Below are 17,156 nucleotides of genomic sequence, written 5' to 3' on the forward strand. Positions count from 1 at the left end.
GGAGGCTGACGATGATCCACAGCCTGTCCCTGTCCGATGTACTCGCCGAGCACGCCCGCAGCCGCCCCGGTACGACGGCCGTGGTGGACGGGGAGCTCCGGCTCACCTATCCGGAGCTGGACGCCCGCGTGTCCCGGCTCGCCGGCGCGCTCACCGGACGCGGCGTCGGCGTCGGCGACCGGGTGCTGTGGCTCGGCCAGAACAGCCACGCCGTGCTGGAGCTGCTGCTCGCGTGCAGCCGCCTGGGCGCGGTGTTCTGCCCGGCGAACTGGCGGCAGTCGGCGGACGAGCTGCGCTTCGTGCTCCAGGATCTCGCTCCGGCGGCCGTGGTCTGGGAGCACTCGGACACCGTCGGCGCCCTCGACCACGACGACCGGTGGGTGCGGGCGGGGGCGGACTACGAGGAGCTGGTGGCGGGCGGGCCGGCGCGGGAGTTCCCGCAGGTCGCCGACACCGAGCCGGTCCTCGCGCTCTACACCGCCGCCTTCGACGGGCGCCCGAACGCGGCCCTGCTCAGCAGCGCAGCCCTGGTGGCGCATGCCACGTCGCTGCTCGTCGTACGCCAGATGGAGCCGGGCTTCATCTTCCTCGACAACGGGCCGCTCTTCCACGTCGGGACGATGATGTTCTGCCTGGCGACGCTGCAGATCGGCGGCACGAACGTCTTCACCCCGGCCTTCGACCCCGAGGAGGTGTGCCGGCTGGTGGACGCCGAGCGGGTGACGCAGGCGTTCCTGTTCGGGCCGATGATCGACGCGGTGGTGAAGGCGAACGCGGGCGGCAAGTACGACCTGTCCTCGCTGCGCTTCGTGGCCGCCTCCGACGAGTGGAACGCGATGATCACGGTGGACGACTCGCCGTGGTGCCGGTCGAAGATGGGCGGGTACGGGCAGACCGAGGTGGGCGGCATGCTGACGTTCCTCGGGCTGGCGGAGGGCGGGGCCGGGTACGCGGGGCGGCCGTCGCCGCTGGCGCAGGTGCGGATCATGGGGCCGGACGACACGGAGGTGCCGGCGGGCGAGGTGGGCGAGATCTGCGCCCGCGGCAAGACCCTTTTCTCCGGATATTTCGCCCGGCCCGACTTAAATGCGGAAAAGCTGAGGAACGGCTGGCATCACACCGGCGACCTCGGCCGCCGCGAACCCGACGGCACGATCACCTTCATCGGCCCCAAGCTACGCATGATCAAATCCGGCGCCGAGAACATCTACCCGGCGGAGGTCGAGCGCGCGCTCAAGTCCCATCCGGCCGTGGCGGACGCCGCCGTGATCGGCGTGTCGGACCCGGCCTGGCACCAGGCGGTCAAGGCCGTGGTGGCGCTGCGCGAGGGCGCGACGGCGACCGCCGACGAGCTGATCGAGCACGTCAGAGGCCAGGTCGCGTCCTACAAGAAGCCGCGCGAGGTGGTGTTCGCGGACGAGATCCCGAAGCGCGGCTTCACCCCGGACTACGACGCGATCGACGCCGCCCACGGCGGCGGCAACTACCCCGGCTCGGCCTGACGGGCGATCGGCAGGCCCGCCTCCAGGTGGGCGAGGGCCCGGTCGAACGCGGCCGGCGCGTCGAGCCCGGGATCGGCGGCCCACTCGAACCACAGCGCGAGCATCACGCCCGAGACCGCCCCGGTGACGTTGCGGATCTCGGGGTCGTCGGGGTCGCGGTCCTCGCGCGCGGCCAGCTCGGCGCGCAGGCCGGCGAGGACGCCGCGGATGTTGTCGATGCTCGCCGTCCACAGCTCAGGGACGGTGAACATGAGCCGCTCTCGCTCCAGGCCGTCGTTGCGCTCCTCCGGCGTCTGCGCGGCGAACACCTGGCCGATGGCGGCGCGTACGGCCTGGACGGGGTTGAGCTCGGGCGGGGCGGCCCGCAGCGCCTCGATGAAGGGTGGGTACTGGTCGACCAGCACCAGATCCTCCTTCGTCGGGAAATAGCGGAACACGGTGCTGGGCGCGACCTCGGCCGCCTCCGCGATCTGCTCGACCGTCGTCTCCGCGTAGCCCCGCTCGCGGAACAGCCGCAGCGCCGCCTTCTGGATCAGGGCCCTGGTCTTGGCCTTCTTCCGCTCCCGGAGACCGGGTCCGTCGCTCATGGAATCGCATTCTGGAGGGTTCGCCCCGGCACGTCCACTCACGACCCATTTCCAACTTCTGCTAGCCAACTCTTATTTGAGAGTCTACTCTCACAATCATGCGCAGACTTCCCGTCGAACGCGACCCGCGACGCCCTCTCGACCCCCCGCCCGCCCTCCGCGGCCTGCCGCCCATGACCCGCCTGGAGATGGCCGACGGCCACCTCGGCTGGCTCGCCACCACGCTCGACGCCGCCCGCGCGGTCCTCGGCGACCCCCGGTTCAGCGCCCGGCAGGAGCTCAAGCACCCCGCCGTACGGTCGTCGGCCGCCGTCGCCGGGCCCGGCCGCCCCGCGCCGCCGGGCTTCTTCGCCACCACCGACCCGCCCGAGCACACCCGCTACCGGCGGCTGCTCACCGGCCAGTTCACCGTGCGCCGGATGCGCCTGCTGGAGCCGCGCATCGAGCGCATCGCCGCCGACCACCTCGACGCCATGGCCGCGGCGGGGCCGCCCGCCGACCTGGTGACCGCGTACGCGCTGCCGATCCCGTCCATGGTCATCTGCGAGCTGCTCGGCGTCCCGTACGCCGACCACGACTTCTTCCAGGAACGCAGCCGCGAGCTGGTCTCGCCCGACGGGGACGTGGCGGGCGCGAACGCCGACCTGCACGCCTACCTCGCCGAGCTCGTGCGCCGCAAGCGGGCCGAGCCCGGCGACGACCTGATCAGCGGGCTGACCGGCGAGCTCGCCGACGACGAGCTGGCCAACGTCGCGATGATCCTGCTCGTCGCCGGGCACGAGACCACCGCGAACATGCTCGCCCTCGGCGTCCTCGCCCTGCTCACGGCGGGCCTGACGTACGAGGAGGGCGCGGAGGAGGAGCTGCTGCGCTGGCTGTCGATCCTGCACCTCGGCGCGCCCAGCCGGGCCGCGCTGGAGGACGTCGAGGTGGCCGGCGTACGGGTCGCGAAGGGCGAGACGGTGGCGCTGTCGCTGCCCGTGATCAACCGCGACCCGGCCGCCTTCGCCGCGCCGGACACGCTCGACCCGGCCCGCCCCGACGCCCGCCGCCACCTGGCCTTCGGCCACGGCGTCCACCAGTGCCTCGGCCAGCAGCTCGCCAGGAACGAGCTGCGCATCGGCTACCGCGCCCTGTTCGAGCGCTTCCCCGGCCTGCGACTGGCCGTCCCCGCCACCGAGGTGCCACTCCGGCAGGACGCGGTGGTGTTCGGCGTCGGCAGCCTGCCCGTCACCTGGGGCTGAAGGACCCAGTAGCGGCTGATCTGAACAAAAACCAAGATCGAGGGAGTAGGCGCGGGCCAGGCCTGATACTCACCACCGCCACGAGTTACCATTAAGTGCATATACTATTGATGATATGTCTCAGCGGGGGATCGACCTGGAGCCGGAGGTGGAGTCTTGGCTAGATGGCCTTTCTTTTCCGCTCTACCAGCGCGTGATGCGGAACGTAGACGACTACCTCGTCACAGGTGGCATCCCTGATGGGGATCACGTGAAGAAGCTGAAGGACGCCGAAGGTGTTCACGAGCTGCGTGTTGCTCTTGACCGCACGACCTGGCGGTTGACCTTCTGGAAGCCGGCCGACAAGGTGATCGTGATCCTGACGGTCTTTCGTAAGACACAGGATGGGACGCAGACCTGCCGACATCGACCGTGCGATCGCTGCCAGGAAGCGGTGTGAGGCAGAGCACGACCTGACCACCACGCACGTGTTCGAGAGGAGCGCATGATGGGTCACAGCCGTTGGGAAACCTACAAGGCGAAGCGTCTGCGCGAGATGGAAGCGGATGCGCAGCCCCACGCCGAGTACGAGCAGGCGGGCCGTGACCTGGAGCTCGGCGACCAACTACGTGAGATCCGTAAGCGCCGAGGCTTGTCCCAGAAGGTCGTAGCGGAGCGTGCCGGGATGTCCCAGCCCGCCCTGTCTCGCATCGAGGGCGGTGGCGGCATCCCGGATATAGCGACACTGCTGCGCCTCGGCGCGGCAATGGGGGTTCGATTCCGCGTCGAGCTCGTCGTCGACGACGACACCACTGAAATCGAGCCTCTGACCGTGCATCATCGACAGCTCGCGAACGCATAGGAGACTTACTCGCCCATCGACGCTAGAGGATCGCGAGCGGGGTCAGCGGGCTGCCGGTGCCGCCCTCGACGCGCAGCGGGGCCGCCACGAACACGAACTCCGTCCGTCCCGTCGCCGCCAGCTCCTCCAGCCACAACAGCTCGATCAGATGGATGCCGTGCCGGTGGAGCAGGATGAGGTGCAGGTCGTCGGCCAGGCCCTCGCCGGCCAGGCCGCGCGCGTCGAGCCCGCCGATGGCGGCGTTGTCCGCGGCCACCACGGCGACGTCGTGGGCGGCGAGCCAGCGCCCGGCCGCCGCCGACAGTCCCGGCTGGCCCGACCAGTACTCCTCGGGCGACCGCTCCCACACCCGCGGCCAGCCGGTACGGATCACCGCCACGTCCCCGGGCCGCGGAACGGCGATCTCCTCCAGCTCGCCGGGCTCGATCCGGTGCCCGGCGGGCAGGTGGTCGAGGCCGAGCCGCCGGGGCACGTCGAACAGCACTCCCCGGGCGACCACGCCGCCGACCCGCTCGATGCCGCACCGGGTGGCGCCGTACGAGCGGACGCGGGCCGCCGGATGGCCGTTGTAGAGCCGGTCGCCGGACCACATGTGGCACAGGGCGTCCATGTGGGTGGTGGTGCCGTGCGGGGTCACGACGAGGGCGTCGTCCGCCACGCACAGGCCCTCGCCGATCGGCCGCGCGCCGGCCGCGTAGTCGCCGCCGTCCACGGACATGAAGTGCTGCGGCAGCGGCCGGCCCCGCAGGTGCGGCACGGTGGCAGGCGCGGGCGAGGAGGTCGCGCCACGGATCGGCAGGGCCAGGCTCAGCACCTCGCCGGTCGTGGCCGCGCGCAGGGCGTCGAGGACCACGGACGGGGTGAGGAGGTTCAGGGTACCGCGCTGATCGTCTGGGCCGAATCGTCCCCAGTTGTTAGGCTCGTGAACCACGTAAGCGCTCCCTTTCCGTGGAGGTCCGATGCACTGCGATCCCCGTTTCTCCCGCGTCCGCGAGGTCTTCGAACGGCACTTCGCCGACGGGGAGGAGCTCGGCGCGGCCTTCGCCGTCTACCAGGACGGCGAGCTGGTCGTGGACCTGTGGGACGGCGTCGCCGACCGGAACACGGGACGGCCCTGGGAGCGCGACACGCCCGCCTTCGCCTACTCCTGCACCAAGGCGGTCACCGCCACCGTGCTGCTGCAGCTCGCCGAGCGCGGGCTGGTGGACGTGAGCGCACCGGTGGCCGAGGTGTGGCCGGAGTTCGCGGCGCGGGGCAAGGCGGCGATCACCGTCGAGCACCTGCTCACCCACCAGTCGGGGCTGCCGGTGCTGGAGGAGCCGGTGCCGGTGGAGGAGTTCGAGGACCAGGCCGCCATCGCGGCCCGGCTCGCCGCGCAGGAGCCGCTGTGGGAGCCGGGGACGGCGCACGGCTATCACGCGCTGACGTACGGGTTCCTGGTGGGCGAGGTGGTCCGGCGGGTGACCGGGAAGTCGGTGGGCGAGCTGGTGGCGGCGGAGATCGCCGGGCCGCTCGGCCTGGAGATGTGGGTGGGCGCGCCGGATGACGTGATCCCGAGGACGGCCCGGCTGAAGGCGGCCGAACGGCCCCAGGCGCTCAAGGTCACCGAGGCCGGCACCGCGCCCACGGGCGAGGGCGCCACCACGAGCGAGGTCGCAGGCGCAGGCGCGGGCCAGAGCGCAGGCGCGGGCCAGGGCGCGGCCGGCGCAGGCGCGGCCGGTGCGGGCGCCGAAGAGCAGGGGCGGCCCGATGATGTGATGGCCGCGATGACCAGGGCCGCGCTCGACCCGCAGAGCCTCATGAACCGCGCCCTCGGCAACCCCGCCATGCACCGCGTCCAGGGCGGCGCGAACAACCCGGTCATCCTGCGCGCCGGCTGGCCGGCCGCCGGCCTGGTGACCACGGCCAGGGGCCTGGCCGGCTTCTACCGCTCCCTCGCCGCCGGCGACATCCTCAGCCCCGAGACGCTGCGCGAGGCCACCCGTACCCGGGTGAACGGCCCCGACCGCGTCCTGATCCTGAACACGGCGTTCGGGCTGGGCTACATGCGGCCGTCGCTGACCTTCCTGATGCCGTCGGGGAGCGCGTTCGGGCACAGCGGCATGGGCGGCTCCATCGGCCTCGGCGATCCCGAGCGCGGGCTCGGCATCGCGTACGTCATGAACAAGATGGCCAACGCGCTCTCCGGCAACCTGCGCGGCATCCGCCTCGTGGAGGCGGTGTACCAGTCCCTCTGAGCCGGTCAATGCAGGGCCGGTCAGTGCATCGTGACGCCGCCGCTGACGGACAGCGTCTGGCCGGTGATGTACGCCGCCCGGTCGGTGCAGAGGAAGGCGACCAGCCCGGCCACGTCCTGCGGCGTGCCGAGGCGGCGCAGCGGGATGCCCCGGGCGATCCGGTCGACCAGCCCCGGCTCGGCCGCCGAGACCCGCCGCAGCATCGGCGTGTCCGTCGGGCCGGGGCAGACCACGTTCGAGGTGACCTGGCCGCGGGCGGCCTCCCTGGCGAGCGTCTTGGCCAGCCCGAACAGGCCCGCCTTGGTGGCCGCGTACGCGCCCTCGCCGCCGGAGCCGGCCCGCGCCCCGTCGCTGGAGACGAACACCAGCCGCCCCCAGCCCCTCGCCGTCATCCCAGGCAGCAGCAGCTTGGTCAGCAGCATGGGGCCGCGCAGGTTGACCTGCCACATGAGGTCCCACGAGGCCGGGTCGCTCTCCGCGAACGGCCCGATCACCGCGACCCCGGCGTTGTGCACGAGCACGTCCACGTCCCCGGCCACGCGGACGAACGCCGTGACCGACTCCGGGTCGGTGAGGTCCAGGGCGACGGCCCGCGCGCCCGGCAGGGCGGCGGCGGCCTGCCGCGCGCCGGGCAGGTCCACGTCGGCGAGCACGACGCGGGCGCCGAGCGCGGCCAGGTCGGCGGCGATGGCCGCGCCGATCGCGCCCGCTCCCCCGGTGACGACGGCGGTCCGGCCGTCCAGCCGCATGCCGTCCATCGGGCCGCTCACCTCCAGGTCCCGGCGAGGTCGGCGGCGGTGGCGCGGGTGGCCAGGAGGCTGATCGTGTTCCACAGGACGGCCCGCGCGTAGTCCTCCGGGATGCCCGCGACCGCGTCCGTGACGACCGTGACCCGGTAGCCGAGGTTGACCGCCTCCAGCGCCAGCCCGGGGATGCCGAGGTTGAGCGAGACCCCGGTGGCGACCACGGTGGAGACGCCGAGCGAGCGCAGCGTCATGTCGAGCGAGGTGCCGGTGAACGGCGAGAAGCCGTGGTGCCTGCGGCTCTCCAGGTCGCCGGGGGCGCGCAGCTCGGGCAGCACCTCGACGGCCGGGGTGCCCTCCAGCATGTGGGCGGGGTCCTTGAGCAGGGAGACGATGAAGGGGCAGTTCGCGGTGTGGGAGCCGGCCCGGTCGGCGCGGAAGGCGGCCGTGCAGTGCACGACCGGGATCGCGGCGGCGCGGGCGGCGGAGAGGAGCCGGGCGGTGTTGGGGACGACGTCGTGCCGCTCGCACGCCGCCCGCAGGTCCGGAAATTTCGTGAGATCACCGACGACGCCTCGCTGCATCTCCATCACGAGCACCGCCACGCCCTCCACCCGCCCACCCCTCTTCATTTACCCGAGCGCTTGCTTGGCATCATGAGGGTATCACCGCCACCTCCCGTCATAAGGGGTTAACTCACGGCGAAATAGCCGCACTCGTGACAACCAACACCCCGGGTGAGACCGTCGAACCCAGAGACGGCCGCCGTATGGGGGTAGGACTTGGTCCCTGGTTACCGTGAAGTACGCCAGCTCGGCGCGGGCCGCACCGGCCGCGTGTTCCTCGCCACGTACCAATCGACCGGCGCCTATGTGGCGATCAAGTACCTGAACGCCACGCTGCGCAGGGACGCCGAGTTCATGGAACGCTTCCGGTCGGACACCCACCACCTGGTCGAGCTCGACCAGCCCGACATCGTCCGCCTCTACGAGTACGTCGAGACCCCGGCCCGCGCCGCGCTCGTCATGGAGCTGGTGGACGGCGTGACCCTGCGCGCACTGCTGGCCGAGCACGGCCACGTGACCCCGGAGGCCGCGCTCGCCGTGCTCAAGGGCATCCTGCTGGCCCTGACCGCCGCGCACGAGAAGGGCGTCCCGCACCGCGACGTCAAGCCGGAGAACGTCCTCGTCCAGGCGGACGGCACCAGCAAGCTCACCGACTTCGGCGTCGTGGTGCACGCCGAGGAGCCTGGCGTGCCCGCGGGCAGCCCGGCGTACATGTCGCCCGAGCTGTGGACCCTGCACCAGGCCGGGCCGCAGGCCGACCTGTACGCCGCCGCCTGCACGCTGTTCGAGGCGGTCAGGGGACGGCCGCCGTTCCGGGCCACCGGTGAGGGCGGCCAGGACGAGCTGGACGTGCCGGCCACCAGGGACCGGCACCTGACCGAGCCGATCCCCCTGGAGGTGGTGCCGGACACGCTGCGCGACCTGCTCAGGCGCGGCCTGGCCAAGGACCCGGCCGCCCGGTACGCCTCCGCCCGCGAGTTCGCCGCCGAGCTGGAGGAGGACGCGGTCGCCGGTTACGGCCCGGAATGGGAGAAACGCGGCCGCCGCCACCTGGCCGAGCTGGCCACGCTGATGGCCCTCCGCTTCCCGCTGGCGCGTACCGCTCGCGCCACGAGCGGCGGCGGCCCGGCGGTGGCCCTGCGCGACCGGCTCGCGCGCATGCCGCGCCTCCCGCCGCACCTGTGGGTGACGGGCGTGCTGGTGATGGCGGTGGCGATCGGGATCGTGCTGTCGGGCGGGCGGCTGCCGACCGGGCCGGGGGCGATCCTCCTGCCGCCGCCGGAGGAGAAGACCGAGCCCGCTCCCTCGCCCGCCGACGCCACGACCGGCCCCACGTCCGGCCCCACCAAACGCCCCACCAAACGCCCCACGTCCCGCGCCACCGGCGAGGTCGCGCCGCGCACGCCCGCCGCCACACCGGGCCGGACCAGCGCCGCCGCCCCACGCCGCACCCCGTCCGCCACCACCACCGCCACCACCTCCGCCACCACCTCCACCTCCGCCACCGCGTCGGCGCCGCATCCCGACGTAAGGGCGGCCACGATCACCGCCTGGAGCGGGCGGAGCGGGTCGGTACAGGTCGCCGCGGACGGGACCGGCCAGGTGCGGCTGCGGGTGACGTACACGCGGCGCGACGGCGACGACGCCCCCGCCACGACGCTGCACGAGGAGACCCGCGTCCTGAGCGGCCACACGTCGTACACCAGCGCCGTCGGCCACGACCCCGGCACGGTGGCCTGCGGCCGGCGCGTCTACGCCGGCATCGTGGTGATGACCGAGCCCGCCTCCGGCAACGGCCCCCAGGTGAGCGAGGTCCCCGTGGACGGCCCCGCCTGCCCCACCCCTTCCTCCACCCCGCCCGCCTCCCACTCCCCCAGCCCCGCGAACGCCCCCGCCAACGCCTACGACCACACCCCTCACAGTGGCCCGGAGGAAGCCCTGGACGGGCCGCCGGAGCTCGTCGGGACGCTGATCCCCGTCGAGTGACCGGGCGCGGCCTTGCCGGGCAACCAAGCGTGCGCTAGCTTGGCAAGCGATGAGCGCCGACACCACCACGCCCCCTCCCCCCGACCCGCCCGCTCACCTGGCCGGGTACCGGGCCGCCTGCGCGCGGGGCGAGCTGGTCGTCCAGCGCTGCGCGGGCTGCGGCCGGTGGGTGCACCTCCCCGAGGCCGCGTGCCCGTGGTGCGGCGGCGGCGAGCTGACGTACGAGCCGGTGACCGGCACGGGCGTGGTGCACACGTTCACCGTCGTGCACCGGTCCTTCGCCCCTGACTACCGGGGCCGGGAGCCGTACGTGATGGCGTGGGTGGACCTGCCCGCCGGCGTGCGCGCGTTCGGGCACGTGGTGGGGTGCGCGCCGGAGGAGGTACGCATCGGCATGCCGGTGCGGGTGACGTTCGTCGACGAGTTGCCGCATTGGAGGCCCGCGTGAAGCTGGGCAACGTGCTGATCCCGGTGGCCGACCTGGACGAGGCCATCGCCTTCTACGGGCTGCCGGTGAAGTTCCGCGACGGCGACCGGTTCGCGGCGCTGGACGGGGGCGGCGTCACCGTGGCGCTGGCCGGGCCCGCCGAGCACGTCACGCCGGGGGCGGCGCCGTCGTACAAGGTGGACGACGTGCGGGAGAGCGTGCGCGAGCTGGCGGCGCGCGGGGCCGAGGTGGTGCGTGGCCCCGAGGAGGGGCCGCACGAGCGGCGGGCCGTGCTGCGCGATCCCTCGGGAAACGTCTTCGTGCTCTATTCCCCCCTCTGAGCCCCGCCGATCTGGAGGCGCCCCCATGGCCCCATCACCGTACGGCAACTACGGCCACGCGATCCTGACCGCCGGCGCGCTGCGCACCCCCGACCGGGTGGCGCTGACGTACTGCGGCGAGCGGAGCTTCACCTACGAGGAGCTGAACGCGAACGTCAACCGCCGCGCGAACGCCCTGCTCGCCGCCGGGATCGGCCCGGGGCGGCGGGTCGCGGCGCTGCTCAACGAGACGCTGACGGTGGCCGAGGTCTACCTGGCGCAGGCCAAGATCGGGGCGGTGACGGCGGCGCTGAACCCGTACTGGCCGGTCGAGACGCTGCGGGACGTGGTCGCCGCCTCGGGCTGCACGGCGTTCGTGCACGACGCGACCGTGGCCGAGACGGTCGAGCGGATCAGGGGCTCACTGCCCGAGGTCACCGCGTGGATCGACGCCCGCGAGCTGACCGGCGGCCCTGACGCCGAACCGCCGCTCGCCGGCTTCCATGACGACCCGCTCGCGCTCTACTACACCTCGGGCACCACCGGCCTGCCGAAGGCGGTCGTGCACACGCACGCCTCCTCGCTGGCCACCGCGCAGATCTGGCTGGACGTGCCGCGCGGCCCCGACGCGGTGTTCGGCACCGGTGCGATCATCTGGGGCATCGGCTTCCCCGCCATCGTCGGCCCCGCGCTGTACGCGGGCATGCGCCTGGTGCTGGAGCAGGACTGGGGGCCGGCGAACTTCCTGCGCGTCGTGCCGCGCGAGCGGGTCACGCACGTGTCGCAGATCCCGTCGTTCTACGCGGCGCTGCTGGGCTCGCCGGAGCACGAGGACGTGGACCTGTCGTCCATCCGGGTGATCATGCTGGGCGGCGAGCCGCTGACCGCGCCCATGCTGGACCGGATCAAGGCCCGGCTGCCCGAGGCGGGCGTCTACTCCTATTACGGGCAGACCGAGGCTCCGTACACGTGCATGGGCCGGGTGGACGACGGCTCGACGTCGCTCGGCTCCTCCGGCCGGGCCCGCACCGGCAACGCCGTACGGGTCACGGACCCGAAGGGCCGCCGGGTCATCGACGAGGTCGGCGAGATCAACCTGGCCGGGCCGCACCGCATGGCGGGCTACGACGGCCTGCCGGAGCGGACGGCGGAGGTGCTGCGCGGCGAGTGGTACGTCGGCGGCGACCTCGGCTCCGTCTCCGCCGACGGGGTGCTGCGCGTGCTGGGCCGCCGCGAGGACGCGATCGCCAAGGGCGGCGTGTGGACGCAGCCGGCCGCGGTCGAGGAGGCCGCCGCGGCGCTCGACGGCGTGGCCGAGGCGGGAGCCGTCGGGGTGCCCGAGGGGGCGGCGGAGCAGCGCATCCTGCTGGCCGTCGTGCCGCGCTCCGGGCACTCGCTGGACGCCTCCAAGCTGGCGCTCGCCCTGGCCGACATCCTGCCGGAGCACCGGCGGCCGGACCACATCGTGGTGGCCGGGGAGCTGCCGCACTCGCAGGACGCCTCGGGCGGGCCGGGCAAACTGCTCCGCAAGGCCATCCGCGACCAGTACGGGCACCTGCTCGGGTGAGCGCGCAGGAGCACGTCCCAGAGCATGTGGTCAAGGCGATGCTGCGCGAGGCCGGGGTGCCGGTGCCGCGCGGCGTCGTGCTCCCCCCTGACACGAGGGACTTCGGGGCGGCCGGGGAGCTGGCCGAGCCGCTGGTGCTGAAGGCGTTCGGCCCGGAGCTGGTGCACAAGTCCGAGTCCGGCGCGGTGACGCTCGGGTTGCGCGCGGCCGAGCTGCCCGGCGCGGCGGCCCGGATGCGGGAACGGGTGCCGCACCTCGCCGGGTTCCTGGTCGAGGAGCAGGCGGCGGCCGGGGTCGAGCTGATCGTGGGCCTGGTCAGGGACGCCGCGTTCGGCCCGGTGCTGCTCGCCGGGCTGGGCGGCGTGTGGACGGAGACGCTGCGGGACACGGCGCTGCGGCTGTGCCCGGTGTCGGAGCAGGACGCGCGGCGCATGCTGGCCTCGCTGCGCGCCGCCCCGCTGCTCGCGGGGAGCAGGGGCCGCCCGCCGGTGGACCTGGCCGCGCTGGTCGAGCTGCTGCTGGCGGTCGGCGGTCCCGGCGGGCTGTGGGAGCGGCTGGAGCTCGGCGAGTTCGAGCTGAACCCGGTGATCGCGACCCCGGACGGCGTGACGGCCGTGGACGCCCGCCATCTGCCCGCCGCGCCGCCCCCGCCCGTCACGCGCGGGGGGACGGCCGACTTCCTGCCGCTGTTCGAGCCACGCGCGGTGGCCGTGGTGGGCGCGTCCACCACGCGGCCCACCTTCGGGAACATGTTCCTCGACTTCTACCGGGCCGCCGGGGTCCCGCTGGTCGCCGTGCACCCACGGGCGGAGGAGGTGGCGGGCGTGAAGACCGTGCGCTCGCTCGCCGAAGCCGCCGAGACTGCGGACGTGGACTACGCGCTGGTCGCCGTGCCCGCCGAGCGCTGCCCCGAGGTGGTGGCGCAGGCGGCGGGCGTGCCGTTCGTGCAGGTGATGAGCGGCGGCTTCGGCGAGGCGGGCCGCGCCGGGCTGGAGGACGAGCTGGTCGCCGCCGCCCGCGCGGCCGGCACCCGCCTGCTCGGGCCCAACTGCATGGGCGTCTACTGCCCGCGCGGCCGGCAGACGTTCGTCGGCGGCGGGCTGGGGCCGCCGGGCTCGGTGGCGCTGATCTCGCAGAGCGGCGGCCTCGCCGGCGAGGTGATCAAGGTCGGGGAGCGGCGCGGCCTGGCCTTCAGCCGGGTCGTCACCGTCGGGAACGCCGCCGACGTCACCCCCGCCGAGCTGCTGCGCTGGCTGGCGCGGGACGAGGAGACGCGGGCCGTCGGCCTCTATCTGGAGGACCCGCGCGACGGGCGGGAGCTGTACGAGGCACTGCGGGCGCTGGACCGGCCGGTCGTGCTGCTGGTGGGCGGGCGCACCGGGCAGGGCCGGGCGGCCGCCGCCTCGCACACCGGGGGCCTGGTGAGCGACCGGCGCCTGTGGGAGGCGGTCGCCGAGCAGGCCGGGGCGGCGCTGGTGACGAGCCAGGACGACCTCATCGGCGTGCTCGCGTACTTCCAGGCCCACGCCGCCCGCCCGCCCGGCGGGGACGGGGTGCTGGTGGTGGGGCCGAGCGGGGGCGCGAGCGTGCTGGCGGCCGACGCGTTCGACGCCGCGGGGGTGTGCCTGGACCCGCTGCCCGAGGACGTGGCGGGCGAGCTGCGCGGGCTCGGCGTGGCGGCCTTCGGCAACCCCCTGGAGGCGCCGGTGGGCCCGCGTGGCCGCCCGGACCTGGTGCCCGACGTGGTCGCGGCGATCCTGCGCGTACGGGCGTACCGCGACGTGGTGGCGCACGTCAACGTGCAGGCGTTCTTCACCTACGGCGACGCCCCGGAGGCCCTGTACGCCTACGCGCACGCGCTGGCCGCCGCCCAGGAGGCGCTGCCGCGTACCAGGTTCACGCTCGTCACCAGGAACGGCGAGTGCGCGCCGCCGGGCGTCGACGACGAGGTACGGCGCGTCGCGGCGGCGGCGGGCATCCCGGTTTACCGGTCCATGGAGGCGGCCGCGGTGGCCGTGGCGGCAGGAGGAGATCATGGGGCTGCTTGACGGCAAGGTCGCGCTGATCACCGGCGGCGCGCGGGGCATGGGCGCGGCGCACGTGCGGCTGTTCCTCGCCGAGGGCGCGCGGGTGGTGTTCGGCGACGTCCTCGACGAGGAGGGCAAGGCGCTGGCCGAGGAGACGGGCGCCGCCTACGTCCGGCACGACGTGCGCAGCGCGGCCGAGTGGCAGCAGGCCGTGGGCACCGCCGTGGGGCTGCACGGCCGGCTGGACGTGCTGGTCAACAACGCCGGCATCCTCAGGTACGGCCGCATCGCGGACATGCCGCCCGAGGAGTTCGACCGGGTCGTGGACGTCAATCTCAAGGGCGCCTGGCTGGGCATCAAGTCGGTGATCGAGCCCCTGACGGCGGCCGGCGGCGGCTCGATCGTGAACATCTCCTCCATCGAGGGGCTCATCGGCGCGGCGGGGCTGTCGGCGTACGCGGCCTCGAAGTTCGCGCTGCGCGGTCTCACGAAGTCGGCGGCGCGGGAGCTGGCGGGGTTCGGGATCCGGGTGAACTCGGTGCATCCCGGGGCGATCAACACGCCGATGGTGCACGATCCGGACCTCGCACGGGAGGTGGACGCGGAGGCGTTCGTGAAGGCGATGGTGATCAAGCGCTTCGCCAGGCCGGTGGAGGTGTCGCACGTGGTGGCGTTCCTGGCCTCGGACCGGTCCAGCTACTGCACGGGCAGCGAGTTCACCGTGGACGGCGGGCTGCTCACGGGCGCGGGCTACTGATTACTAACCCTTGGGACAGTAAGATCTTTTACGGTTAAACAGCGCTCGCTCGGACATTTCTGGCAGCATCCTGACCTGCGATTTCCTTGCCCCACAGGCTTTGCCGTCCCTTTGTGCATGCTTGACCTGGGATTACGGCACGGTAACCTCGCTTCATCACGGTAGATGACAAGCCTCCGGTCTTGTCCCACCAGTCACAGGGGGATTCTCTACCCAGTGCGGCGTGGGGCGAAACCGGTCTTGCCCGGAAGGTGCCCTCATACTTCCATGACGCCAGAGACGCAGAAGTTCATCGAGTTGCTCCAGAGCCAGCTCGGCTACGCCGAGAAGGCCGGCGCGTACACCAAGTTCGGCGACTGGTACGGCAAGAACGTCGAGTTCGACGCCGACTACACCGCCGCCCCCTGGTGCGACATGTTCCTCTCCTGGGCCGCGCACAAGCTCGGCTACGAGGAGTGGATGGGGCAGTTCGCGTGGACGGTGGAGCACGCCAAGTGGTTCAAGAAGCAGGGCGCCTGGGGCACCAAGCCCAAGCCGGGCGCGTTCGTCTTCTACGACTGGGGCGGCTCCAAGAGCATCGACCGTATCGACCACGTCGGCGTCGTGGTCCGCGTCGAGGGCAACAAGATCATCACGATCGAGGGCAACATCGACGGCGGTGTCGCCAAGTACAAGAAACGTGACACCAGCAAGGTCGTCGGCTACGGCTATCCCGACGTGGTCAAGGCCAAGCTCGACGCGAAGGCGGCCAAGAAGAAGTCCGAGGTCGAGGGGTCGCTGCCGCCCGACTCCGGCCCCGGCACCCCCACGCTCTACGTGCAGGACGGCTCGCTCACCGCGATGATCCCGCAGACCGGCGCCGAACAGGAGAGCGGCGCGCGGCCCCCGCTCGCCACCCGGCCCGCCGCCCCGGAGCGGAAGAGCGAGCGGACCACCGCGTCCAAGAAGCAGACCACGCCCCCGAAGAAGACCGAGCGGTCCACCGGCTCTCCCGCGGACGTGCGGGCGGGCGCGACGGCGGACGCCTCGACGGGCGCGACGACGACCGGCACGGGCGCCACCCCGGCGCCGGCCGCCCCCGGCCAGGGGACCAAGCTGGGCAAGCACGCCAAGCCGACCACCGCCGACACGACCGCGGCCACCGCCGAGCCGCTGCCGACGCACGCCGACGCGAGCGCCACTGGACCGCTCCCTGCCATCTCCTCGCCGACGCTGATCGGCTCGACGCTGGTGGCCGCCCTGGCGCTGCTCGCCGTCGCCAAGACCCGCCAGAACCGGGTACGCGCCGCCGCTGCCGCCGCCTCCCCCGCCCCGCGTCCGGTCCCGTCCCACCGGGGACGCCGCCGCAAGCGCCGTGGCGCCGCCCTGCCCGTCACGCGGCCCGCGTGGAGCCGCACTCTCGCCTCCGGCGCCGCAGAGCTCACCACGGGGCTCGTCACGGGCCCGGCCCCGCGCCTCACCACCGAATCGGCCACCACGGCCGGCCTCGTCGCCGCGACGGCCACCCCCGACCTGATCGCCACGACGGCCGCCGACCTGATCGCCGCGTCCGCCGCCGACCTCACCGCCGCCGAGACCTCGTTCGCTCGGGCCGCCGACCTCACCTCCGCGGAGACCCTCTTCGCGCGGGAGAACGCCGACCTGTTCGCCGCCGAGACCCCGTTCGTGCGGGGCGACGCCGACGTGGTCGCGGCCGGCACCTCTCCCGTCGGGGCCAGGGACGCCCGGCTCGTCGCGGCGGGCGGCAGCGGCAGCGACGCCTCCCCCGCCGAGCAGGTACGCCGCATCAGGGAAGCCCGCCCCTTCGACCCGTTCGCGGACCCCGCGCCGCTGCGCCGCGGCCGGGGCCGCCGCGCCGCCGAGCCCGACCCGCGCACCGGCATCGCCGTCGACAACCCCTACCGGCGCACCGGCCGCCACGCCGACGCCGACGCCTTCGGCGAGCCGGTGGACGTCGGCCCGTTCGAGCCGTGCTGGGACACGGGCCCGATGCGGCGGATCAGCGACGCCGACCCGCGCGACACGGGCGCGTTCGTCTTCGAGACGGGCCCGTTCCAGCGGATCGTCATCCCGGAGGCGACCAGCTCGTTCGACGCCTTCGCCCCCGCCTGGACCGGCGACGTCCTCGACGACGGCCCCGCCCCCATGCCCGTCTCCTACCGGGGACGCCGCCGCCGCCAGGACCCGGCCCCCGAGGAGCCCTTCGTGGACCTGCTGCCGCGCGGCCGCCGGCACCGCCACGACGAGCGCGAGCTGGTCGGCGCGATCAGCGCCACCTCGACCGGCCACCGCAGCCGGGGCCGCCACCGCGCCTAGGCTCTGCCCGCGTCCAGGTCCCGCCGCAGGGCGGCT

Annotated in this window: 16 protein-coding genes; 12 read left to right on the forward strand and 4 right to left on the reverse strand. The window is 73.5% G+C overall.

Translation table 11 applies throughout. The features are described 5' to 3' along the window. Positions 1–11 precede the first annotated feature (11 nt). On the forward strand, positions 12–1,502 hold the full coding sequence (locus SMD20_RS20465; RefSeq protein WP_329583475.1) for an AMP-binding protein: 1,491 nt from the start codon (positions 12–14) through the stop codon (positions 1,500–1,502). Here the strand turns inward: SMD20_RS20465 and SMD20_RS20470 are convergent. Then, positions 1,484–2,089: a TetR/AcrR family transcriptional regulator gene (locus SMD20_RS20470; RefSeq protein ID WP_329583478.1), complete on the reverse strand. Its 606-nt coding sequence runs from the start codon at positions 2,087–2,089 to the stop codon at positions 1,484–1,486. The two genes, SMD20_RS20465 and SMD20_RS20470, sit on opposite strands and share 19 nt — an antisense overlap. Before the next feature lie 98 nt (positions 2,090–2,187). Between SMD20_RS20470 and SMD20_RS20475 the strand changes: the two genes are divergently transcribed. The 3 genes from SMD20_RS20475 to SMD20_RS20485 all read left to right on the forward strand — a co-directional run bounded on the left by SMD20_RS20475 (position 2,188) and on the right by SMD20_RS20485 (position 4,174). Continuing rightward, positions 2,188–3,333, forward strand: coding sequence for a cytochrome P450 (locus SMD20_RS20475; protein ID WP_329583481.1), 1,146 nt, complete (start codon positions 2,188–2,190; stop codon positions 3,331–3,333). A 115-nt stretch (positions 3,334–3,448) separates the two neighbouring features. Next, positions 3,449–3,772 carry a type II toxin-antitoxin system RelE/ParE family toxin gene (locus SMD20_RS20480; protein ID WP_329583483.1) on the forward strand — a complete coding sequence of 108 codons (324 nt, stop codon included), beginning with the start codon at positions 3,449–3,451 and terminating at the stop codon, positions 3,770–3,772. A 45-nt stretch (positions 3,773–3,817) separates the two neighbouring features. After that, on the forward strand, positions 3,818–4,174 hold the full coding sequence (locus tag SMD20_RS20485; RefSeq protein WP_329583486.1) for a helix-turn-helix domain-containing protein: 357 nt from the start codon (positions 3,818–3,820) through the stop codon (positions 4,172–4,174). A gap of 22 nt (positions 4,175–4,196) precedes the next feature. On the opposite strand, the gene SMD20_RS20490 is transcribed toward SMD20_RS20485, so the two are convergent. After that, positions 4,197–5,105, reverse strand: coding sequence for a cyclase family protein (locus SMD20_RS20490; protein WP_329583489.1), 909 nt, complete (start codon positions 5,103–5,105; stop codon positions 4,197–4,199). 28 nt (positions 5,106–5,133) lie between these two features. Between SMD20_RS20490 and SMD20_RS20495 the strand changes: the two genes are divergently transcribed. Continuing rightward, the gene (locus SMD20_RS20495) at positions 5,134–6,411 is read left to right on the forward strand and encodes a serine hydrolase domain-containing protein (RefSeq protein WP_329583491.1); all 1,278 of its coding nucleotides are present in this window, start codon (positions 5,134–5,136) and stop codon (positions 6,409–6,411) included. A gap of 20 nt (positions 6,412–6,431) precedes the next feature. Here SMD20_RS20495 and SMD20_RS20500 read toward each other — a convergent pair whose 3' ends face one another. Both SMD20_RS20500 and SMD20_RS20505 read right to left on the reverse strand, forming a co-directional pair. Then, entirely contained in the window at positions 6,432–7,169 is a 738-nt protein-coding gene (locus SMD20_RS20500; protein WP_329592619.1) for an SDR family NAD(P)-dependent oxidoreductase, read from the reverse strand. Between the two features lie 8 nt (positions 7,170–7,177). Then, entirely contained in the window at positions 7,178–7,786 is a 609-nt protein-coding gene (locus SMD20_RS20505; protein ID WP_329583493.1) for an isochorismatase family cysteine hydrolase, read from the reverse strand. A gap of 150 nt (positions 7,787–7,936) precedes the next feature. Here SMD20_RS20505 and SMD20_RS20510 point away from each other — a divergent pair, with 150 nt between their 5' ends. From SMD20_RS20510 to SMD20_RS20540, 7 genes are all read left to right on the forward strand, one after another. After that, positions 7,937–9,706: a serine/threonine-protein kinase gene (locus SMD20_RS20510; protein WP_329583496.1), complete on the forward strand. Its 1,770-nt coding sequence runs from the start codon at positions 7,937–7,939 to the stop codon at positions 9,704–9,706. A gap of 49 nt (positions 9,707–9,755) precedes the next feature. After that, the gene (locus tag SMD20_RS20515) at positions 9,756–10,154 is read left to right on the forward strand and encodes a Zn-ribbon domain-containing OB-fold protein (protein WP_329583499.1); all 399 of its coding nucleotides are present in this window, start codon (positions 9,756–9,758) and stop codon (positions 10,152–10,154) included. Continuing rightward, positions 10,151–10,474 (forward strand): VOC family protein, encoded by a 324-nt coding sequence (locus SMD20_RS20520; protein WP_371252946.1) that lies wholly within the window; start codon positions 10,151–10,153, stop codon positions 10,472–10,474. The genes SMD20_RS20515 and SMD20_RS20520 overlap by 4 nt, the downstream gene beginning before the upstream one ends. Before the next feature lie 25 nt (positions 10,475–10,499). Continuing rightward, positions 10,500–12,020: a class I adenylate-forming enzyme family protein gene (locus tag SMD20_RS20525; RefSeq protein ID WP_329583501.1), complete on the forward strand. Its 1,521-nt coding sequence runs from the start codon at positions 10,500–10,502 to the stop codon at positions 12,018–12,020. Further along, on the forward strand, positions 12,017–14,068 hold the full coding sequence (locus SMD20_RS20530) for an acetate--CoA ligase family protein (protein ID WP_329583504.1): 2,052 nt from the start codon (positions 12,017–12,019) through the stop codon (positions 14,066–14,068). Before SMD20_RS20525 ends, SMD20_RS20530 begins: the two co-directional genes overlap by 4 nt. Beyond that, positions 14,055–14,804: a glucose 1-dehydrogenase gene (locus SMD20_RS20535; RefSeq protein WP_329583507.1), complete on the forward strand. Its 750-nt coding sequence runs from the start codon at positions 14,055–14,057 to the stop codon at positions 14,802–14,804. The genes SMD20_RS20530 and SMD20_RS20535 overlap by 14 nt, the downstream gene beginning before the upstream one ends. 267 nt (positions 14,805–15,071) lie before the next feature. Beyond that, complete coding sequence (locus SMD20_RS20540; protein ID WP_329583509.1) at positions 15,072–17,120, forward strand: CHAP domain-containing protein; 2,049 nt, start codon at positions 15,072–15,074, stop codon at positions 17,118–17,120. Positions 17,121–17,156 lie beyond the last annotated feature (36 nt).

The organism is Nonomuraea sp. LP-02, from assembly GCF_036289125.1.
Classification (GTDB): Bacteria; Actinomycetota; Actinomycetes; order Streptosporangiales; family Streptosporangiaceae; genus Nonomuraea; species Nonomuraea bangladeshensis.